Origin of the sequence: Glaciecola sp. KUL10, from assembly GCF_003203515.1 — a bacterium.
Classification (GTDB): Bacteria; Pseudomonadota; Gammaproteobacteria; order Enterobacterales; family Alteromonadaceae; genus Glaciecola.
Map to the genome: position 1 here is coordinate 19,497 of NZ_BGNG01000013.1, position 22,504 is coordinate 42,000.

17 protein-coding genes are annotated in these 22,504 nt (G+C 40.4%); 9 read left to right on the forward strand and 8 right to left on the reverse strand.

All coding sequences use genetic code 11. The annotated features are described in order from the left end of the window. Positions 1 to 118: 118 nt before the first annotated feature. Together fghA and KUL10_RS16635 are read right to left on the reverse strand one after the other, a co-directional pair. A complete protein-coding gene (gene fghA, locus KUL10_RS16630; RefSeq protein WP_110430082.1) occupies positions 119 to 967 on the reverse strand; it encodes an S-formylglutathione hydrolase in 849 nt (282 codons plus the stop codon). A 2-nt stretch (positions 968 to 969) separates the two neighbouring features. Beyond that, on the reverse strand, positions 970 to 2,118 hold the full coding sequence (locus tag KUL10_RS16635) for an S-(hydroxymethyl)glutathione dehydrogenase/class III alcohol dehydrogenase (RefSeq protein WP_110430083.1): 1,149 nt from the start codon (positions 2,116 to 2,118) through the stop codon (positions 970 to 972). A 244-nt stretch (positions 2,119 to 2,362) separates the two neighbouring features. Here KUL10_RS16635 and KUL10_RS16640 point away from each other — a divergent pair, with 244 nt between their 5' ends. The 5 genes from KUL10_RS16640 to KUL10_RS16660 all read left to right on the forward strand — a co-directional run bounded on the left by KUL10_RS16640 (position 2,363) and on the right by KUL10_RS16660 (position 9,764). Beyond that, positions 2,363 to 4,549 (forward strand): diguanylate cyclase, encoded by a 2,187-nt coding sequence (locus tag KUL10_RS16640; RefSeq protein WP_110430084.1) that lies wholly within the window; start codon positions 2,363 to 2,365, stop codon positions 4,547 to 4,549. A 117-nt stretch (positions 4,550 to 4,666) separates the two neighbouring features. Next, a complete protein-coding gene (locus KUL10_RS16645; protein WP_158525415.1) occupies positions 4,667 to 6,685 on the forward strand; it encodes a GGDEF domain-containing protein in 2,019 nt (672 codons plus the stop codon). Between the two features lie 4 nt (positions 6,686 to 6,689). Continuing rightward, positions 6,690 to 7,595, forward strand: coding sequence for an acyltransferase (locus tag KUL10_RS16650; RefSeq protein WP_110430086.1), 906 nt, complete (start codon positions 6,690 to 6,692; stop codon positions 7,593 to 7,595). Between the two features lie 7 nt (positions 7,596 to 7,602). Then, entirely contained in the window at positions 7,603 to 8,490 is an 888-nt protein-coding gene (locus KUL10_RS16655; RefSeq protein WP_110430087.1) for an acyltransferase, read from the forward strand. Then, positions 8,475 to 9,764 (forward strand): mechanosensitive ion channel family protein, encoded by a 1,290-nt coding sequence (locus tag KUL10_RS16660; protein WP_110430088.1) that lies wholly within the window; start codon positions 8,475 to 8,477, stop codon positions 9,762 to 9,764. Before KUL10_RS16655 ends, KUL10_RS16660 begins: the two co-directional genes overlap by 16 nt. A gap of 12 nt (positions 9,765 to 9,776) precedes the next feature. On the opposite strand, the gene KUL10_RS16665 is transcribed toward KUL10_RS16660, so the two are convergent. Then, complete coding sequence (locus tag KUL10_RS16665) at positions 9,777 to 9,968, reverse strand: hypothetical protein (RefSeq protein ID WP_110430089.1); 192 nt, start codon at positions 9,966 to 9,968, stop codon at positions 9,777 to 9,779. Positions 9,969 to 10,268: 300 nt separating this feature from the next. Between KUL10_RS16665 and KUL10_RS16675 the strand changes: the two genes are divergently transcribed. Then, positions 10,269 to 11,069, forward strand: a complete 801-nt coding sequence (locus tag KUL10_RS16675) for a DUF2884 family protein (RefSeq protein WP_110430091.1) — start codon at positions 10,269 to 10,271, stop codon at positions 11,067 to 11,069. Next, complete coding sequence (locus KUL10_RS16680; RefSeq protein WP_110430092.1) at positions 11,066 to 11,908, forward strand: NAD-dependent epimerase/dehydratase family protein; 843 nt, start codon at positions 11,066 to 11,068, stop codon at positions 11,906 to 11,908. The genes KUL10_RS16675 and KUL10_RS16680 overlap by 4 nt, the downstream gene beginning before the upstream one ends. Before the next feature lie 16 nt (positions 11,909 to 11,924). Here KUL10_RS16680 and KUL10_RS16685 read toward each other — a convergent pair whose 3' ends face one another. From KUL10_RS16685 to KUL10_RS16700, 4 genes are all read right to left on the reverse strand, one after another. Next, entirely contained in the window at positions 11,925 to 15,839 is a 3,915-nt protein-coding gene (locus KUL10_RS16685; protein ID WP_110430093.1) for a hybrid sensor histidine kinase/response regulator, read from the reverse strand. Between the two features lie 30 nt (positions 15,840 to 15,869). Beyond that, positions 15,870 to 17,291, reverse strand: a complete 1,422-nt coding sequence (locus KUL10_RS16690; RefSeq protein WP_110430094.1) for a sodium-dependent transporter — start codon at positions 17,289 to 17,291, stop codon at positions 15,870 to 15,872. A 128-nt stretch (positions 17,292 to 17,419) separates the two neighbouring features. Continuing rightward, positions 17,420 to 18,148: an SDR family NAD(P)-dependent oxidoreductase gene (locus KUL10_RS16695; RefSeq protein WP_110430095.1), complete on the reverse strand. Its 729-nt coding sequence runs from the start codon at positions 18,146 to 18,148 to the stop codon at positions 17,420 to 17,422. A gap of 17 nt (positions 18,149 to 18,165) precedes the next feature. After that, positions 18,166 to 18,558 carry a thiol-disulfide oxidoreductase DCC family protein gene (locus tag KUL10_RS16700; protein WP_110430096.1) on the reverse strand — a complete coding sequence of 131 codons (393 nt, stop codon included), beginning with the start codon at positions 18,556 to 18,558 and terminating at the stop codon, positions 18,166 to 18,168. A gap of 121 nt (positions 18,559 to 18,679) precedes the next feature. Between KUL10_RS16700 and msrA the strand changes: the two genes are divergently transcribed. Then, positions 18,680 to 19,228: a peptide-methionine (S)-S-oxide reductase MsrA gene (msrA, locus tag KUL10_RS16705; RefSeq protein WP_110430144.1), complete on the forward strand. Its 549-nt coding sequence runs from the start codon at positions 18,680 to 18,682 to the stop codon at positions 19,226 to 19,228. A 27-nt stretch (positions 19,229 to 19,255) separates the two neighbouring features. Here the strand turns inward: msrA and KUL10_RS16710 are convergent, their stop codons facing one another. Continuing rightward, entirely contained in the window at positions 19,256 to 20,413 is a 1,158-nt protein-coding gene (locus KUL10_RS16710) for a hypothetical protein (RefSeq protein ID WP_110430097.1), read from the reverse strand. A gap of 184 nt (positions 20,414 to 20,597) precedes the next feature. Between KUL10_RS16710 and KUL10_RS16715 the strand changes: the two genes are divergently transcribed. Next, entirely contained in the window at positions 20,598 to 22,496 is a 1,899-nt protein-coding gene (locus KUL10_RS16715) for an alkaline phosphatase family protein (protein WP_110430098.1), read from the forward strand. Positions 22,497 to 22,504 lie beyond the last annotated feature (8 nt).

Here is a 22,504-nt window from a genome sequence, read left to right on the forward strand (position 1 = left end):
TGCATTAATCTTTGCAACTGATAACTAATCCACACTCGTCGAGTATATAGAATATCGACAAGTGCAGAAAAAGTATTAGGTATTAGTTCTTATCATCAAGTATTTAGGCGCACACCTATTAAAGTGAGTCTCGATAAAAGTGATTGTGAAAATCTAAATGCTTATTGATAAACGTACTTACAAAGTAATAGCTATGGTCATATCCCGGATGTATATCAAGTGTAATTTTATAATCTTCGCTAAGCGCCACTTTTAACAAATTTTCTGGTTTTAATTGTTCTTCAAGAAATACATCAGCAGCGCCTTGGTCCACCAGAATAGGTAAATGTTTGTTGGCTCGTTTTATTAACTCACAGGTATCATAAGCGCTCCAAGCTATTTTGTCTTTTCCCAAATACTCTGTAAATGCCTTTTGTCCCCATGCACAGTTGATAGGATTAGTGATCGGGCTAAACGCCGAAATAGAGTTAAAAAGAGCTGGCTTTTTTAACCCGATGGTGAGTGCGCCGTGCCCTCCCATAGAATGCCCACTGATTCCGGAGAGTGTTAGTTTGGGGAAGTCCTTTAAGACGCTAACAATAAGCTCATCGCATATATAGTCAAACATTTGGTAATGCTTTTTCCACGGCTCTTGAGTAGCATTGAGATAAAACCCTGCACCTAAACCAAGGTCCCATGCGCCGTCATGTGCATCAGCAACCTCTTCTCCCCTAGGGCTTGTATCTGGGCATAAAATTGCCCACCCAAGATTAGCTGCATATGCTAATGCGCCTGCTTTTTGCATGAAGTTTTCTTCATTGCATGTTAGACCTGACAGCCATACTAACAGCGGTGTTTTGGTGTCACTAAAGTCGTACTGAGGAGGTAAAAACAGGGCACACTTCATTTCACAATTGTTGACGCGTGAAGTATGCCTTAATTGAAGGTGTTCGCCCTCAAATGCGCGTTGTCTTAGCGTTACTTCCATTTTTACGCGCTTCCTAACTTGGGACTAGCCTGAAAATGCACAACTGAACGGATACTTTTCCCCTCATGCATGAGTTCAAACGCATCGTTAATTTCTTCTAGTGGCAAATTATGAGTGATAAAGTCATCCAACTTAATTTCGCCAGCTAAATATTGTTCTACATAATTAGGTAATTCGCTACGTCCTTTCACTCCACCAAACGCAGTTCCGCGCCAAACTCTGCCCGTCACCAGCTGAAACGGTCGCGTGCTTATTTCTTGCCCTGCACCTGCAACCCCAATAATCACCGACTCCCCCCATCCCTTGTGACAACATTCTAAGGCGCTTCTCATGATATCGACATTGCCAATACACTCGAAAGAAAAGTCAACGCCGCCGTCGGTTAATTCAACAATGACGTCTTGGATGGGTTTATCGTAGGATTTAGGGTTTATGCAATCAGTGGCCCCAAGCTTTCTTGCCAGCTCAAATTTAGATTCGTTGATATCGACTGCGATAATTCTACCCGCTTTTGCCATTACCGCTCCAATAATGGCTGACAAGCCAATACCACCTAGACCAAATACGGCAACCGAATCACCTTCTTTTACCTTTGCCGTATTGATAACAGCGCCAATACCTGTCGTAACACCACAACCAAATAAGCAGACCTCATCCAATGCAGCTTTTTTATTCACTTTTGCCAATGAAATTTCTGGCAACACTGTGTATTCAGAAAACGTAGAGCATCCCATGTAGTGATAAATAGGCTTACCATCTTTATAAAAACGCGTGGTGCCATCCGGCATAAGGCCTTGCCCTTGAGTTGCCCTAATACTTTGGCAAAGGTTTGTCTTTCCAGATTTGCAAAACTTACATTCTCTGCATTCAGGCGTATATAAAGGGATAACGTGATCACCTACTACTACCGAGGTCACACCTTCACCAACTTGTTCAACAATGCCACCGCCCTCATGTCCCAAAATTGCAGGGAAAATACCTTCTGGATCCTCCCCTGATAGAGTGAACGCATCAGTATGGCAAACACCCGTAGCAGTAATCCTTACTAAAACTTCGCCGGCTTTTGGCAGCATTACGTCAACCTCTTCAATGCTCAAGGGTTGTTTGGGCCCCCATGCAATTGCAGCTTTAGATTTGATGAATTGAGACATTGGACAAGATCCTTAGTAAATCGTTTAAGAAAAATCATTAGTTACGCATAGCGTTTATTGAAATTGAGTATAGAATATAAGCGTGGCAATAGATCAAATTAAGCGTTAAATAACGAAAAATCGATTCAAAACTGTACAAAAATACGGCAATAGTATTAGGTAAGTAGCCAATTCATACAATTGTTTTCATCCAAAGTAAGTGGCATCTTTATGGGATCAAGTTTAACTAGGTAATAATAGAAGAATGTCCGCCGCGAAAAAGGAATTACGCATCAAAGATTTCGAACTCGAATCATCCCGATACGCGGGCGAAAAGGATTCTTTGTTCCGCACTAGAGTTCTGATTTCAGGTCTCAACTTTGGTGTGTTAGGCGCGTTTGTGAATTCATTTTTGATCATTCCGTTCTATGGCTCTTTTTCACTTTTCTTTGGTCAAATATTTGTTCTAATCTGTCTAGTCACACGCGGTCTTAATGCAGCAGTCATTGCACTTGCAATATCAGGGGCAACCATCGCATTTAAATTGGATAATCCATTCCTGTTTGCTGTTTTATTGGCCGAAATGTTTACTGTTCATATGTTGCTCAAAAAAGGGTATTTTTTACTCCCTAGTAGCTTTATTTTCTGGCTAACGATTGGTACACCTCTCACACTCCTTTTTATCGCGGCAACTAGTCAGTTTAATGCGGATGTATTAACCATATCGGGACTGACTCAAAGTATTAATGGTCTTTTGTGCAGCTCTGTGGCGGCTTTGATATACACCTTTATTCCAACAAATTCAAAATACCGAAGGTATCACACCGCTCCTCCGAAATTTTCTCGTGTCATCTTTTCCTTATGTATGCTGACTGTTACCTTACCCACGCTTATTATCGCATTGGTTTTTACATGGAAAACAACAAACAGCAAAGAGCATGAGATATCTGAATTACTCAATAATCAGGCGAAGTTGGTCAGTACCGCCACGAATGCCTTTTTGTCGGAGCAAGCAGACACCATTTCTTTTATTGCGCTTGCACTGAGTAAAAATTACGAAACGGGCTACGCGCAGTCTTTATTGCTTGACCTGACGCGCAAAGAGAGCTCTTTCAGCAGCATGCTAGTGGCTGAACCGGACGGGAGAGTAATAATTGCGGCACCTTTGGAGAATGCTAGAAAGCTCCAGATGGGCACTTACTACTCACTCAAAGGACGTGAGTATTACCAACAAGCTGTCTTCACTCAACAAAGTGTGATTTCAGAGGCCCTGTCCGGCAAAGGCTTCGGAAGCGACCCCATACTCGCGTTTATTTCGCCGATTATCAGACAAAAACAGACGATTGGGATGGTTCAAGGCGCGATTCAACTGGATCGAACGAGTGTACTTAGCTGGCTATCAAATGACTTGATAGACAACGCCTTGTATGTGATTTTAGATAAACAAAAACGAGTCGTGTTTGCCAGCGAGTCTCTCGATCTGCCGATCTTATCAAACTTTGATTTTGAACCAACGCAAGATCGTATAGTTGAATCGATACCAGCCTTATCATTTCGCGGACAAAACTACATATTCCAGTCCTCTATGATCGAAAACGATTGGGAGGTTTTTGTGCTAACCAAACCTAATGCTGTTACTCACGTGATTACCGATAACTTCTATATTTTGGGCTTGAGCATTCTACTGACCTTGATTTTATTCTCGTTTATTGCAACTAGCTTGTCGAAAAGACTAACCAAACCATTGACACAGTTAAGTAAGTATTTTTCGAGTAACCACCAAAAGCCCATTAGAATTGAAGAGGTCAATGTTTCGAGTGAAACCGTAAAATTAACCCAGCAAATAATGGACTCAAAGAAAATCATGCTCGATTTTCAGCACCAACTCGAACATCAAGTTCAAGAAAAAACTAAACAGTTACAAAATTTGAATGCCCAACTTTATACCCTTGCACAAAAAGATGGCTTAACTCAAATACTCAACCGTTCTGGTTTTGACGAACTAGCCAATGCATCTTATCGAAACTGCATTAGGAATCATATAAAGGTGTCGATCGCACTGTTGGATATAGATTTCTTCAAAAATATCAATGATACCTATGGTCACCCAGTCGGAGATAAATGCATAAAAGCAGTTGCAGATATGCTGACGCAACAATGCAAAAGAGAGACAGATGTAATTGGTCGTTACGGGGGTGAAGAATTTATCGTCATGCTAGTCGGCGGGCAAATCGAAGAACATCAAGAACTTATAAAAATGATCTTAACAAAGATTGAAAAAATGACCATAAAAGCGGATGATGCGAGCATAAAGCTGACAGTAAGTATTGGAATGAGCAGCCTCAAAAAGAATTACAACATGCCATTCCAAGACATAATTAAGTCAGCCGACGAACAACTATATAAAAGTAAGCGTTGTGGAAGAAATAGATTAAGTGCATACGTGCAATAACTAAGACGCTATTTGTTCTAGCACAGCATAAACAATTTACCCAAAACGATGCCAACAAATAACATAATAATAACTGGCAAAGAGATAATGATCGGCCTGCTCTTTGGAGCGTTTGGCGTGAGCATAAATATATACTTATCTGCTCCGCTATTCGGTGATATTTCCCTTACATGGGGAAATACGATGGTCATGCTTGCCTTACTTACCCAAAGATTCCCAAGCGCACTGTTAGCCTGCTTGGTCAATTCGGTTGGTTTGGCCGCCTTTGCAGAGTTGCCGTATGCCGGCCTCTTGTCGATGATCGAGTTTTGTGTGCTTGCCGTTCTTCAATACCACCGTGTTTACCTATTACTTTCGTCTATCTTCTTTTGGTTGTGTATTGGTATGCCATTGACATGGTTTGCAATAAAAGTCTTTGAGTTACCTTTTGAAGCCTATGCGTTGATTTACACAGCAAAAGAAGCGTTAGCAGGTTTAATGTGTGCTGCGCTAGCTTGTTTAGTTTATTTTACTTTACCGGCAAAATTAATCGCCACTCGCGAACAACAGAAAGAACACAAATTAGCTACTAACATTTTTTCATTGAGTGCGATGACGCTGATCCTACCAACCTTGGTAATTTCGCTGTTATTAACTCGGTACTCAACGCTAAAGAACGAAGAACAACTCATCAATAATACGCAAGAGAAAGCAGTGTCCTATGCTTTACTTACAGAACAAATAATAGATGAGAATAAAGCTGTGCTGGAGCAAGTAGCGGTGCTAGCTCAATTGTTCGACAAGCCGGAAGACAAACAAGTTGTTATTGAGTCTGCTCTCGCAAGAAACAGTTTATTTTCTGATATTATATTTTCTGAATTAGAAGATTTAGATATTAGTGAGCAAGTCAAAGAGCGTTTGAAGCGAAATGCTTATATGCAAAACACTGATATGCTGAGCTCACACAAGGATATTTATGGCTCTGCTCACCAAGCTATTCATTTTTTCAAACCACGGCCAAATACCGATGAAGAATTTGTTGTAGCGGCATTAAAACTTGATGACTTGGCCAGCTACTACCTGCGCTCCGCAGAAACTCAGGATTTGATCGTTACTGATAACCAACGTCAAATTGTTTATGCTTCTTCTGCTTTGTCGCTACCCTTGCTAACACGATTCTCACCGACCGCCATGCCCAGCGTTCTAACTGATAAGCTACTGATTACGAGACTACAAAACAATGAATATGCTGTAAGCGAATCTACCAATGCATATGGTTGGACTGCGTACGTACTGACTCCGAGTGAAGATATAGGCGCTATGTTTAGTGGGCAAATCACTAGACTGGGTGTGAGCCTGTTAGTTACCATCCTTATCTTTTTGCTTATTGCTCATCGTCTCTCACAAAAAATGGCCATGCCCTTGGTGAACTTGATTGAGCAAAGTGGTGATTCTCCAATTTCCACTTTTGAGCCGCTTGTTGGCGCTAATATTGAGTCAAGCTCTGAAATTAAAGCGGTCGCCACACGATTGCGTAAATCACATGTGTTACTGCGGGACTTTGAGCAACAATTACAACTGCAGGTCACCGAAAAAACAGAAGAACTAGAGCAACTGAATTTAATCTTGGCTGCACAAGCAAGAGAGGATGGGCTAACCCAATTGCTCAACCGTTCCGGCTTTGATGAGTTAGCAAACAATGCAATAAAAACCAATCAGCGTATGAAGCAGCCCATTAGCCTTGCATTAGTCGATATAGATAAATTCAAAGTAATAAACGATACCTATGGACATCCAGTGGGTGACGAGTGTTTAAAAGCCTTTGCAGGGTTAATGCAATCCCATTGTAAGCGCGAAACTGATATAATCGGTCGTTACGGTGGCGAAGAATTTGTCATTTTGATGTCTGGTAAAGATGTGATTTCGCATCATCAACTTATTCAGAACATCCATATAGACACTCAATATTTAGAGGTGACTGTTACTAACCTACCTAAACCTATCAAGTTTACGGTGAGCATCGGTGTATGCAGTCTTTTGGCTGATAGCATGATGAATTTGGCTGAAATCATTCAGGTAGCCGATGAAGAATTATATAAGTGTAAAAACAATGGTCGAAATCAAATGTCGATCGTGACAATAGAGGCAACAGAATAGCAATATGAAAAGGTCTTTAAGAGTGCTCTCAGGCAGTATTTCAGTAGTACTTTACTTCATTAACACAGTGTTTTGGTTTGTTCCCATTCTCATCGGCTCATTTTTAAAACTAATCCCCATTAAGTTATGGCAAACAGCAGTTTCTTGGGTAATAGATGGTTGCGCAAGTAATTGGATCACTGTCAATAACCTCAATCAAAGTCTGTTTTCGCGCACTAAATTTACGATCACGGGCTTAGATGATTTAAGTACTAAAGAGTGGTATCTGGTGATATCGAATCATCAGTCTTGGGTCGACATTTTGGCCTTACAAAGAGTCTTTAATCGAGAGATTCCTTTTCTAAAATTTTTCTTAAAAAAAGAGCTGATCTGGGTACCGTTTTTAGGGATAGCATGGTGGGCATTGGACTTTCCCTTCATGAGACGATACAGCAAGTCATTTTTAGCGAAAAACCCGCACTTGAAAGGTAAAGATTTAGAAACAACAAAAAAAGCGTGTGAAAAGTTTAGGTTCAAACCCGTCAGTGTGATGAACTTCATCGAAGGTACTCGCGTAACTGAACGGAAATTAGCGAATTCTCCTTATCAGCATCTTATTGCCCCAAAAGCGGGTGGAATAGCCTTTGTCCTATCAGCTATGGGCACACATTTGACCAAAATGATTGATGTGACTATTTATTACCCACAAGGGATACCCACTTATTGGGATTTTGTTCGTGGAAAGGTAAAAGAAATAAAGATCCATGTTGACACTATGCCAATAAGCGAGATTTTCGATTCTGGCGTGTTTTCGAATGAGTCGCTGAGTGACCCTAAAAAACGCGCAGTGTTCCAGCAGTGGCTCAATTCAAGATGGGAAGCGAAAGATCAACGTTTGAGCCAGTTTGCTCAACTAGATAAACCGAGTTAAATAGAATATGAGTAAGATAAAAAGCTGTATTACATTCTTCGTTCATTTTTGTCTACAAATGACCAACCTAGGTTTTTGGGGAATATGCATTGTTCTATTTGGCTTAGTGCGCTTTGCATTGCCATTTCAAGTTGTACAAAACCTACTATTAGGATTGATGCATCGATTTTACTTCACGTTTAGCGTAATCAGTGTTTGGTTAATTAAAAGGTTTAATCAACTCGACATTAATATCAGTATCAACAGTGAATTAAGCAAAGAGAAGTGGTATCTAATTATCGCTAATCACTTAAGCTACCTAGATATTATATTACTAATTGAGTTTTGCGCTAAACACACATCCCCGCCCAAGTTCTTTCTTAAAAAAGAATTAATTTGGATGCCTTTCGTAGGTGTAGCTGCTTGGGCCTTGGATATGCCCTTCATGCGCAGGTATTCTCAAGCCGTTATTCAAAAACATCCTCATTTGAAAGGCAAGGATATTGAAGCGACTCGAAAGTCTTGTGAAAAATTTGTCGACCAACCAACATCCGTTATCAACTTTGTTGAAGGAACACGCTACACACCTAGCAAAGCATTGGCTCGTAAAAGCCCTTTTAAGCATTTAATGCGTCCTAAAGCGGGAGGAATAGCATTTACAATGGCATCCATGGGTGAGCAGTTCAGCAACGTACTCGATGTTACCCTGTGTTATCCTGATTCCGAACATCCGATGAACGATATGTTATGTGGTAACATGACGCGTATAAACATCGACGTAAAAGTACTGAGTATGTCCGATGATATGATCGGTGATTACTTTGAGGACGAGAATTTTAAAACGACATTCCAATCTTGGCTAAATCAAGTTTGGCTAAATAAGGATGAGTTAATAAAGCAATGGATAAAAGCGTAGAAACGAGTCCCCCTTTTTTAAATGGTGATGCCATACAATCATTAATGGTTGATGGGTTGGCGTCAGTTGGAGTTAATACAGACATCAATAGTATTAGCTACTTAATTGCCAGTGTTATAGCGTTAGTATTACTTGCACTGCTTAGTTTATCGATTGTTCGCTTTATCCTACATTTTAAAGTCGTCCGCCTAATTTTGCGTTCCAAGAACACATGGGACGACGCGCTGCTTGATACTGGGGTTTTTAAACGGCTAGCTCATATCATTCCTGGAATAGCGGTTTATGTAACGTTCCCGAGTTTCTTCAATGACCAACAACTAGCTTATCAAATTGTTTCGTCGTTAAGCGTAGCCTATTTAATCATCGCGGTTTGGCTAACTATCAATGCACTTTTAACCGCTGTAGAAAAAATCTATGCTGTGAGTTCATTAGCTAAAAAAGCGCCTATTACTGGATTTATTCAAGTTGCCCGCTTACTCGTGACTTTGGCAGTTGTATTTTTAGTTATTTCACTTTTACTGGGCAAAAGCCCGGTCTACTTATTATCCGGTTTGACTGCTATCGCTGCGGTTTTACTATTAATTTTCAGGGATACAATTCTTGGTTTTGTGGCAGGTATTCAAATAGCAGCTAACCGTATGTTTAATACGGGTGACTGGATAGAAATGCCTAAATATGGCGTCGACGGTGAAATCACACTGATTGGATTGAACGTTGTTAAAGTCCAAAACTGGGACAAAACAATATCGACGATTCCAACTTATGCGCTGACCACCGACGCAGTTAAAAACTGGAGAGGGATGAGTGAATCAGGTGGGCGCCGTATAAAGCGCGCAATTCAAATTGATATTCATTCAGTAACGTTTGCCACCAAAGCAAATCTAGAGCATTGGAAAAGATTTAAACTAATTGAAAGTTATTTGAATGAAAAACAGAAAGCACTGCTCGAAGACACAAAGACTCGAAAACTAACAGACGATGATATACACAACCAACGGCGCTTGACCAACATAGGCACATTTAGGGCCTATGTTAGCGAATATTTAAAACAACATCCTCAAGTCAATCAAGACCTAACCCGTATGGTTAGGCAGCTCAAGCCAAGTGAGTTAGGTATTCCAATAGAGATTTATTGTTTTAGCAAACAAAAAGACTGGGTGGCTTATGAGCACATACAAGCAGACATTTTCGATCACTTACTAGCCGTTTTGCCTGCTTTTGGATTGGTAGCGTATCAAAGAGTCAGCAGTATTCAGACGAAACCTGACGTTTAAAAACGCGAATTTTTACGCTGCAGCGTAAGCAAGCAACAACGTTACTACCAAGCCAGAAACGCCAAAGAAGCCATATTCAATTCGCTCTTGAATCGCTTCAGCGCCTGCTTTATCAGACAAAAAGCCCATGATAATGCACGATAGTCCTAAAATAAGACCTAAGGCTGCGCCGGCAAATAAAATAGCATTCACAAAATCTTGCATTCTTTTCTCGCTCTTTTTGAAGTTTGACCGCGCGTATTATGCACGAATCCAAAAAAATGTCACATGCGACAGGGTTGTTTTTAGAGGTTTTTTGATCGTGGTCAATTTCACAACTTATTGGTTTTTTTGCTTAGTAGATAATGAAATTCAAACAAACAACAAAATAAAAAACAATAAACCCATGTTTTTTATGAACTTTATTATTGGTACGAGCATTGCAAAACGAAAAATTATGAGTCGAAATGCGACAAGCTATTAGCCACTTTCGAGAACAGTAACAAGATTATAAGGAACAATCTCATGAAAACACTTATCGCCGCCATTATTGCTGGGATTTTAAGTTTGCTCTCTTTCTTCAGCCAAGCGCAAAACAACATATCGATTGAAAATCAATGTGAAGTTAATATGCAAGGTGATATTTCAATGCGAAAAGGAGATATACGTATTTTCAGTGAAGACAAAAAGGAATTGTTAATCACAGAGCAAAAAGAATTGTTTTTTGAAGGCAATAAAATAAACCTAAATGCTCAGCAACAAGCTTGGGTAGATGAGTATTATGCTGCGATTGAAAATACAATACCGCAAGTTGTAAAAGTGACAAGAGAAGCCATTAAAATCGCTAATTACGCCGTAACAGAAGTACTGGAAGGTTTTCTTGGCAGTAACAGCAAAGCAGTTGAAACCTTGAGAAATAAACTTGATCAGATTGACAACGGCCTTGAATCTCATTTAAATCAAGACCCTGAGTACATTACTTTTGATACACAAACACTAGAACACGATATCGGTGTGTCGCGAGAGTGGGAAAATCAATACGAAGACTTGTTAGAAGAGGTTATTCCAACTGCAATGGGCGAGATAATTATGGCGCTTGGACGAGCAATGATTAACGGGGAAAGTGAAATAAACTCATTTGAGCAACGCATGGAGCGCATGGGAGAAGAAATAGAACAAAAAGTGACAGCCAGAGCAGATGAGATTGAAAAAGACGCTGCAACACTATGCCAATACATGAAACAAGTTGATATTGCCGAAAGCAAGGTACAAAAAATCCCGCAACTGAAAAATATAGATATGATGAAGTTTAATCAACGCGCATGAATAAGATCTGCATTATCGGATTAGGGTGGTTGGGTCAGCCTTTGGCTGACCTTTTTATTGCTAAAAATTGGCAAGTTTGCGGCACGACTCGCACACTTGAAAAGCAAAAAGCACTCGCAGCCCGACAATTATCAAGCGTGCGCTTTAATCTTTATGATACGCATTCAAATACAATACCTGCCCGCTATTTTAAGGGGGCAGCATTAATATTAAATATCCCACCTGGGCGCAGTGGTTTTGTTGCAGAGCGCTTTGAAGTGCAAATGAAAGGACTCATTGAGCACGCCTTTAGTCAGGGTTTGTCACAGCTTATTTTTGTTAGCACAACTGCCGTCTATGGCAGTTGTAAAGGTATCATCACACGAGTTACACAGACAGCCCCCTCAAGTAGCTCAGGGTTTGCACATCAAACAATAGAAAATTATATAAAAGAGCACTTCTGGCAGCAAAGTGTAATCGTTCGCCCGTCGGGCCTTGTGGGTCGACAACGTCATCCTGCTCTGAGCTTGAGCGCCAAAGATAATATCAGTTTGGGGCTGAATCCAATAAACCTCATACATCAGACTGATTTGCTAGCGATACTTGAAAAGCTAGTTGAAGGCAATATCGTCGAACAGTCTTTTAACCTTTCCACACTTGACCACCCGAGTAGGCAAGATTATTACACATGGTGTTGTCGAAAGATGGGGATCAGAGCGCCGGGCTTTTCACGTGACGACAGAAATGAAAACGAGGTTGACGGTAAAGTGATCGACATGAAAAGTGAATTAGCAGTGTTGGGAATAGACTTAAAATATTCAAGTGCCTTCGATTTCCCGCTGCCAAGTGTTTTTTCTTGAGGTTATTCTTTAACCACTACTTACAATGTTTTTTTATTTCCATCAGCAGATCATCCAACGCCTGTTGCGGTAGCTTGATATTTTTGGTGCCAGTCTTTATGTTCTGTTCTAATATAGTGGCTAATTCACTCATCGCACTAAAACCAAAGAGTTGTGCAGCCCCAGATAACTTGTGCGCATAACCACGTATAGCTTGCACATCTTGTTTTTCAACATAAATCTGTAACTCTTCTAAATCATTATTTAAGCCTTCTTGGAATTGCTCAATAAGATCTGACAAGTCTACATTTCCAAGAACCGAAGTCGCTCTGTTCATGGAATCTTCATCTTTGCTATCAAAAAAAGTAGCAATAGTAGTTATCAATAAATGCCTGTCAATCGGCTTTTGTATGTAACCATCAAACCCAAGGTCGAAGTATGCTTCCACTTCATTTTGCATAGCATTTGCAGTTAGCGCGATAACAGGAACATTAAAGCCTAAGCTGCGTAACTTCTTAAATGCCTGTATTCCATCCATTCGGGGCATTTGAATATCCATTAGCACCACCTGTGGTGAATGCTCTTGAAACAAGTTCACCGCTTCAAATCCGTCTTTTGCAGCATAAACGGTTAACCCTAATTTATTCAACAAACGGATGATGAGTCTTCGATTATCGTCATGATCTTCTGCTAGTAATATTGAGCCATTAAACAAAGGCTTTGCAGAGATGGTATCGAAGTCAAGTGTTCCCTGTAATATGCCTGATGCCTTGGACGTATTAGGTACTGGCATGGTGAATGTGAATGTGCTTCCTTTATCTAGTTCACTAGTGACCGTGATCCCCCCTTTCATCAATCCCGCTAATTGGTTAGATAAATGAAGACCTAAGCCCGAACCTCCGAAACGGCGTCTAATACTGCTATCGCCTTGCGTAAAACTTTGGAATATTTGCTCTACTTGTTCTTCACTGATCCCTATGCCGGTGTCTATCACACTGAATTTCAGCTGTTTATTGTCGTAATCAACAATTAACTTCACGCTACCCTCAAGTGTAAATTTCAAAGCATTCGATAAAAGGTTTATTAGTATTTGTTTAAGTCTTAGTCCATCAGTATTAATCACGAAGGGAACAGGCAAGTTCTGCTGTAAAGTAAACTCTAACCCTTTTACTTTTGCTTGCATCGAAAACATTGTATTGATGTTTTCTAACAGCACATGCAAGTCTTGAGGAGAGTATTCTAATTCAAATTTATTTTCTTCGATTTTTGTAACGTCAAGAATATCGTTTAACAGAGCAAGCAGGTAAACGCCACTATCGTGAATAATTTCTACTTCCTTATAAATGTCTGAGGGTTCAACATCACGACAAATTATCGCTTCGGCTTGCCCAATAACAGTCGTTAAGGGAGTGCGAATTTCATGGCTCATATTTGCCAAAAATTGGGATTTTATTCTATTAGCCGCGGCTAGCTTTTTAGATTCTAGTGCGATATCTGCTGTTTTTTCGGCGACTTGGCGCTCCAGTTCTATTACTGCTTGCTTTTGCCTTTTGATATACATTGCGATAAGTAGCATCAAAATGAACAGATACACCGCAAACATCCACTTTTGCTTCCAAATTGGAGTCGCGACGATCACATCTACTGCGAGCTGTTGCTCATACCACTCATTTTGCTTAATTCTAGATTTGACTCTAAAAGTATAATTACCACCATTTAAGTTAGTATAGGTTGCTGTGCTATTACTACCATTATCGATCCAATCTTCATCAAACCCGTCAAGTTTGTAGCTATATTGAATTTGACGAGCATTTAAAAGGTCAAGTGTTGCAAACTCGAACTTCACGTTAGTTTGATCGTAATCTAGAGACAAGCCATTTTTGACAATATTCGCGACATTATAGCGCTGATTGTTACCCAGCACTTCAAAGTTCGTCAAAATAGTAGCTTCTTTTGCTTGTTTATCCTCAATTGCAAGTGGGTCAAAATAAACGACACCATCTCGACTTGATAGATATATATGCCCATCAAACAAACGTGTAGTAGGATTATAAAAATATCGAGACCCAGGTAACCCATCTCGTTTATCAAAATGACGGAGCTCACCACTTTCAGGGTTAAAACGGCTTACACCAATGGGAGTGACAAACCACAAAAAACCATTGTCATCTTCACTAATATAACGGACTCCTTGGTTATCTCTTTCGTTGAAAAAGTCGCTAATCAGTTGGCGAGCACCGGTTTTAAGATTTACTGTGAACAAACCTTGTTTATTGCCTATCCACATTCGATTTTGTGAATCTATAAAAATTGAATAAATCAGATTCGCAAAACCATCGGTTATAAACTCAAGGTTATCGCTAGTTAACTCGACAAACTCATTCAAATCGCTGCTGCTGTAGTATAAAGCGTTGCCAAAAGACAACCACATTGTGTTATCGGGTCCAAAATACAACCTAGAAGAAACATTTTGTTGAAAAACCACATCCGAAATATCGCTTAAAGAAAAGTATTGAAAATCATTATTGCTATGATCAACTACATGCAATCCGGTTGAAGTAATTATCCAAAGGTTGCCCAATTCGTCTGTCTCTATATCTCGAATATCAACAAACATACTTTGCAGATGCTCTGGTGGTACTACCTCAGTCTGCTGGCCTTCTTCGTCTATGCGAAACATAGTTTGGTCATCCCCAAACCAAATGTCACCTTGATAAGACTGGGCAATGAAATTGATATTGCGAGAAATCTGATCTTTAGGTAGCTTGGAGACATGGGTAAGCGTTTCGGTAACAGGGTTCCATCGCTTCAAACCTGACTGTGAGGTGCCGATAAACACATCACCATTGTTAGCCCGTTTTAGTGAGTAAGCTGACTTGAGGTTTGCTTGTTGAATAAAGTTAAAGACGCTTTTGCGAGTAATTCGGTATACGCCTACCCCTTCACAACTGAGCCAAATGATACCTTGTCTATCTTCAAATAACGTTTGGCTGCATCGATCATCAAACGCTAACGGCACTTTTGTTAACTCAGAACTACCATCTTTAAAGCTATATACACCATAATCGGTGGTCACCCAATACTCATCAAAGCTGGTTTTGATAATTGAATATATTGGCCCGAGGTCCCCCATATTGTTTGGGTTTAGCCTGTGATATTTTTCCTCAGCGATGTCAAAACGCAACATCCCACTTTGTGTGCCTAAAAACAGTTGATTATTGTCGCCAAAAATTATTTTTCGAACCCTGTCATGCTCGGCGATATTGGTCTGTTGCGATGGGAAATAATGATGAAACTTGCTGCTTTTTATGTCTAACTTATTTAAACCATTGCCGGTAGCCACCCATAAAGTGCCTTCGGTATTTTGTTCAATATCCCAAATCCTGTCATGTGAACTGCCATTGTGCTCACCATTATCGACATTTAATCTTCTAAAATCGTTAGTATCTGGAAGCCACTCATTCAGGCCGCCTGTGTACGTCCCAACCCAATAACGTTCAGTATTATCTTGAAATATCACCTGAACGCTATTTGAGCCCACACTAGTAAAGTCTCTTGCAGAATATAGATACTGCTCGAAACGTTCGCTTTCAGGGCTGTATTTAATTAAGCCTCCCCCCCAACTGCCAATCCATAGTTGCCCACGGTTATCTAAAAAAAGATTTCCTGAATTATTATGGGGTAAAGAAAACTTGGCTTGTGAGTCACTAACCTTGCCTTTGTCGTGCAAGTAATTGATGACATTGTTTCCATCGTAGCGAAGTACACCATTATAGCCAGTGCCAAGCCATAAAAAGCCAGATTCATCTTGCGTGATTGAGAAGACGATTGAAGATGCGAAGCCATCGTTTTCATTGAGTAACTCATACTCATAATCGACTGCTTTCACGAAAAAGCTGGTCAACGCCAATATCGTTAGTGACCAGCAAAAAATGTGAATAAGTTTAAACAACTAAAAACCTGCGAAGATTAAGCTATTGGATTAGCCAATGAGCGCCATCCCAAAGTATTTTTGCGCCACGGTATTTATAAAGATCACTAATAATATCACTGGTATAAACGTACCAACTGAGAAATTAACATAGCGTTCAAACAAACTCTTTTTGAAGGCTGGGGCGCCACTGTCTAGCTCAGCATTAAAGTTTGTTTTTTTCCACCTATAGATGACAAAAATACAAATTAAGAAACCGTTTAAAGGCAATATCGTGTCGTAAAACACGTCATAAACTAAATCAAAAAATGACTTTTCTGAACCTGCATAAGAAATGAAAGAAGTAAAGAATTGGACAAAACCAAACGAAAGAGCGCACATAACCGACAATGCAATTAACAATACTCCGCAGGTTAAGAGTGCAGGTTTGCGGTCCATGTTTTTCTCACTCATTAAGGCAGCAACGGGAACTTCAAATATAGAAACCAAAGAGGTGATTGCGGCAAAGAAAACGAGTAAGAAGAAAATACTTGCAACTAAACTCGCCCCAAAATACCCAATGCTCGTTTGCAGTTCCAAAAAGATTTGCGGTAAGAAAGAAAAAATCATACTGATAGATGATTCACTCAATTCTTCGGTGTTGATGTTTGGATTAAAAGAAAAAATAGCGGGCAAAATCATCAATCCAGCTGTAAATGCTACCGCAGTATCAGTGAGTGCAACAAGCTTTGCTGAACCAGGTATATCTGCTTTCTTATCAATATACGAGCCATAGGTAATCATAATTCCCATTCCTAATGACAACGAAAAGAATGCCTGTGATAACGCACCGTTTACGACTGCAGCATCTATTTTTTCAAAATCTGGAACAAGATAAAATTCAACACCCGCCATTGCGTTATCGCGGGTTAATACAAAGATTACCAAGCCAACTAACATGATAAATAACGCTGGCATCAAAATCTTTGCTGCTTTTTCGATTCCTTGTTTAACGCCGCCTTGCAAAATGAAATAGACGATTGCAAGTACGCCTGCCATATAGGCAAAAATGCTACTACCGGTAATAAAACTGCCAAAGGTTTCTGGTTGTGCAAGCAAATCAAGATTACCCGTAACTGATTCAAACAAATAACCAAAAATCCAAACAGTGATAACAGAATAAAACACTGCAATCATAAATGGCGTTACGATGGACAGCCACCCTGCAATTCGCCAGCCACGGTTTCCACCCGATAAACTAGTCAAAGCACCTAAAGGATCCTTTTGACTGTTCCGACCAACTGACATTTCAGCTAACATCACGGGAAGACAGATGAACGCTACAAAAATCGCGTACATAAGCAAAAATGCTCCGCCGCCATTTTTGGCAGCGCCAACCGGAAATCCAACCAAATTTCCGATGCCAACCGCAGAACCCGCAGCAGCGAGTATGAATCCTAATTTTGAACCAAATTGCTCACGAGACCCAGCCATACAACTTCCTTTATATTTATTTTGTTTTTATTTTTATATTATTTTGGTGCTTTATTTGTCGCCAGTTTGAATATTAACAGCGAGTTCATAAAATGTCTCGAATCTGATTCGATAAAAACCAAAGGGGCTTACCAAGGAATTTTTTCGCCCGCCCAATCAAGGTAGTATGGGCTTTGTTCAACGGGCAAGCCTGATGAAATTTTTAACAGTGATTCACACGTAAAGTCAGGTGAAAACAGCTTTCCCTGTTTCACGTTTGTTTGAAAAGGTTTAGACAAAGATGTGTTAACAGTTCCTGGGTGATAGCAAACTAAGACCGTGTTAGGTAAGCGCCTTCGATACTCGATCGCAGCTGTTTTAACCAACATATTTAAAGCGGCCTTAGAAGCTCGATACCCATACCAACCGCCCAAAGAATTGTCGGTAATACTACCAACCCTAGCACTAAAGAATATGATGGTCGCACCTGATTTATTGACCACTTTGACCAGTTTTTTTAACCAAATAGCTGGTAATACAGTATTGACTCTAAAGTATTCGGCAAACTGCTCTTCGTTCATATCCTCGAGCCTTTTTTCCGGTTTAAGCGTCATCTCACCCGATGTATGTAGAATCCCAGTCGCACAAACTACGTAATCTAACGTGACGCCTGACCGCTTTAACTTAGATACATAATCATCTACATCTGCTTCGCTCACTGTATCGAAAGACTCATGTTGTTGTCCCTGCAATATGGAATCCGGTGCAGAACGAGACACTGTGTAGACTGTCTCATATTCACCAGTGTTGACTAACTTTTCTATCAGCACTTTAGCGATGCCGCCAGATGCGCCGATGACGAGTGCATTTTTGTTCATTTGAATTTGTGTTCCTTTTATCTCAGTTTAGACTCACAGGTGTTTTCACAACGCTTCTTTCTGGTGAGTAAATAAGCTATCTCGTGACGATGACGCGCGAACCATACGTAAAAATGATCTGCAAACCAACGAATAACAGGCCATCTCAACGGCGCATATAACCACCCCTTACCCACTAAACTCCACGCTTTGTGAGTAACATCTAGACCGATTAACCAGGTGCCATCAGCTAACTGACCGTGAATTCGTTCGTTCATTGCTTGCCAATGTAAGTTAGGATATTGCTTGGAAAAACTTGGATGGTTTATATCTACAAACCCCAACTTTTCAGAATGATCACGTTTCCTTAGGTGGTTAATTTCTATACTGCACAAAGGGCAGGCCCCATCGTAAAAAATCGTAAACTCCATGAAACTCGATCTCTGCTTGATTACTTATAATGGTTGTTACGAAAAAAATAGCACTACGGATGACTTGAAATACACACCCAACGACCTCACTCTAAAACAACAATTAAGCGAGGAAGCAATTATGAGCAATCAAGTGACAACTCAAGTCATTACCTTAGGTGGTGGATGTTTTTGGTGCCTAGAGTCTGCGTTAAATAGCGTTGATGGTGTAATTAGCGCTTATTCCGGCTACTCTAATGGACATGCAGATTCCCCTAGTTATGAAGCTGTTTGTAGCGGAGAAACAGGACATACAGAGGTAGTTCAAGTTACGTTTGACCCAGCTATATTGTCGCTTAGACAAGTACTCGAAATATTCTTTGCTCTTCACGATCCTACGCAGCTTAACCGCCAAGGAAATGATGTGGGCACCCAGTATAGAAGCGGAATCTATTTTCACACCGAAGAGCAAAAATCTGCTGCACAGGCAATCATTGCTGAAATTGAAGAGCAAAAAATTTGGCCTAACCCTGTGGTGACAGAAGTGCTACCGGTGGAAAACTACAGCCAAGCTGAAGACTACCATCAAGATTACTTTAGTAATAACCCACAAAATCAATACTGCAATATGGTGGTCGCACCAAAGTTAGCGAAATTCAAAAAAACGTTTGCAAGCAAACTCAAAAAATAGCCAACGCCAGTGCAACGATAAATAAATTCACTTAAACCAATTAGGATTAAGTGAAACTTTAAACAGTAATGGTGAAAACATCTCGTAACGGGCAGTATCGGCCTCGCACACAATGTTCTTCTTGTAGTTAACTTTCCACGGGTCGTTAATCAGCACAAGCTCGTCGCCCATCACGGCGACGCCTTCAATCGAAGCATTATCCATTTCGTGCAAGGGCGCGCAGTATCTAGCACTTTGTTCAGCTAATGAGGGAGCAATAAACAACAATGGTACTTTGACTGTTGGCTTTTGAGCTGCTAGGTCTATTATCCATAACTTATTATCATTTCGCGCAGCAGCGATAAGGTAACCTGTGCTTTGCGGCTCTGGATAGTAAACATCCATGCCATTAATCGGATGTCTTCCTTCATCAAAATATGGAAGCAATAATTTTGTATCACTTACCCGGACAAAATCTTGCTCATCCCAAAAACCATCTTCTAATTTGGTTTTAAACACGCGAGCCTGGTTGTTAGCATCTTTTTCAAGGCCCAATAAAAGTTCATTATGCTTGGTTAGCGCCAGTCCTTCTATACCATCATTGGCCGCATCACCTACATTTGCGTCAATAGGGAACTGTACTGGCCGGACCGCATCAACCACTAAACTTTCGCCTAACAAACTGATTCTAACTAATAAAGTGGGGTACAGCGTCGAGTGAGTATCCTTATACCTTGTTTGGCAAGATGGGCTAAGTTGGACTCCATTTCTAGCATCTTCAGTGACGAATACCCATTGGGTAGCCTGTTCATTTAAAACTGCAAGCCCTTCATAATCTGGTTTATCAGCCAAATAGTCATAAAAGCAACTATTCTTAACACGCTCAGAAAACTGAGTTGGTCCATATTTTTTTAGTACTGCGGCCTCATCAGTAGACAATTGGTGAAGTCGCCTTTGTTGCGATTCATCCGCACTTCCATCTGAGAGACTATACAAATGGCCGTTTGCATATTTTAGCCCCGAACTTTGCGGATCAAGCATCGTCTTGCCATCCAAATCAACAATCCACTCACCGACTGTTACTTCTTTATTTACTTCTGTAAATTGGTTCGCAGCTAAGTGTGTACTTACCAACAACCAGCAACTAAAAAAGTAGCCAGTTAGTGCTAGAGTTTTCGAAGCCTTTGGCGTCGCGGGTGTATTCATAAACTTCCTAATGCATTGGTTATGTGCAATTTTCGATAACGCTACAAATTAATGTTTTTTTACATTTTTTATAAGGTAAACAAGTATTTTATAAAAGCTAAATCAGCAAATACAAAGTAAAAAGTGATAATATGCTACGTGATAAACACATACAAAGCCCAATTTATTCGGAGACTGTCGAAATTTGACGCAAAGCACATCGCTTCCTACTTTGATTGCAGGCCCTATTTTACGACACCTTGATGAAGACAATGTGACGTTTTGGCTGGTGACCACGAAAGACTATTCGATCGATTGCGATTTAATATTTGCTGATACTGATACCATGCAAGCGTCGACAGTAGAAACGTCTACGTGGCAAGTTGGTCAACACGCATTCATCAAATTGATACAAGTACACCCCGAACAATCACTGCTTCCAGATTGTCTGTATGAGTACGACTTGAAGTTCTGTGACGATGAAACTGGCGTGGTTAAACGCTTAAATGAGCTGGAGTTTGATGCGTTCTATACATCAGCACAAAGACCCTCATTTAGGTTAAAAAAAACGCTCAAACAAGTGATTCATGGCTCATGTAGAAAGGCTCATTTCCAAGGTTCTGATGCGCTTCCCCAATTAGATAATTTAATTTCAGATGAATTTGAAACAGGAAAAACACGACCAGATATCGCATTGTTTACAGGAGATCAGGTCTATATAGATGATGTCGCAGGCCCTATGTTGAATGCGATTCATCAGGTGATTAATATCCTTGGTATGCGAGATGAAGCATTTGAAGGCGCTAAGATTGACGACTTACAGGAATTAATCAATCACCCCGATGGATACTACCGCAGAGAGGCCTTATTGCCCGCTGTAGAAGCAAATGAGAATCTAGCAGATGCTTTTTTTAAGGCAAAACGAAAGCCTGTTTTTACATCAGTCAATGCACAAAACCACCTTATTGCATTGAGCGAAATGCTAGCCCTTTATTTTCTATCATGGTCTCCTACTCTATGGCGATTTGTTGATATTGAATCAACTCATCTGACAGGTGAGGATGAACAAAAATATATGAGCGAGCTAGAATGGATAAACAACTTTAAGAAAGACTTAAAACCCGTTCAGCGAGCAATGGCACACGTGCCTATATATATGATATTTGACGATCATGATGTCACTGACGACTGGAATTTAACTCGTGGCTGGGAACAACATATCTATGGTCACCCGTTTTCCAATCGTATTATAGGAAATGCATTGTGCGCATATTTTTTGTGTCAAGGTTGTGGTAATCCTCAGGGCAAATTAAGTGAATTATTCAAACAAGCCAACGATATATTTTCAGATAGTACGATACTCGACCACGCAACATTTTTATCAACGCTGCTAGAGTTTAGTGAGTGGCATTATGAACTTGATACCAAACCGGCCGTGCATGTGTTGGACACAAGAACCCAACGTTGGCGATCAGAGTCAAGCCTTAATAAACCCTCGGGCCTAATGGACTGGGAAGCATTATGCGAGCTCCAAAGTTCGATGATTGGCAAAGATTCGGTCATTATGGTCTCAGCAGCGCCCGTTTATGGCGTCAAATTTATAGAAGCTGTCCAACGTGTTTTTACCATGTTCGGTGGCGCACTGACAGTAGATGCCGAAAACTGGATGGCGCATCGCGGAACAGCAAGTGTGATGCTAAATATATTCCGACACATCAAAACACCACCTAATTTTATTATATTATCTGGGGATGTTCACTATTCGTTTGTCTATGACGTCAAGTTGCGTTTTAGGCGCAATAGCCCTCATATTACTCAGTTTACTAGTAGTGGTATTCACAACCAGTTCCCGCCATCGCTTCTGCGTTGGTTTGACCGCTTAAACCGATGGTTTTACGGAAGACGATCTCCACTAAATTGGTTAACCAAGCGCAGAAATATGTCTGTAAGGCAAAGAAAGCCAATTGGTCGTGCCGGTTACCTTGTGAATCAATCTAACCTTGGTCGTCTTGTGCTAAATGATGATGCGAGTAAGGTGAAATGTGAACTGGTCTGCAGCGACGGAAAGATCGTATCCTTTGATGAAAGCAAACAAATAGATTAAAGAAACCT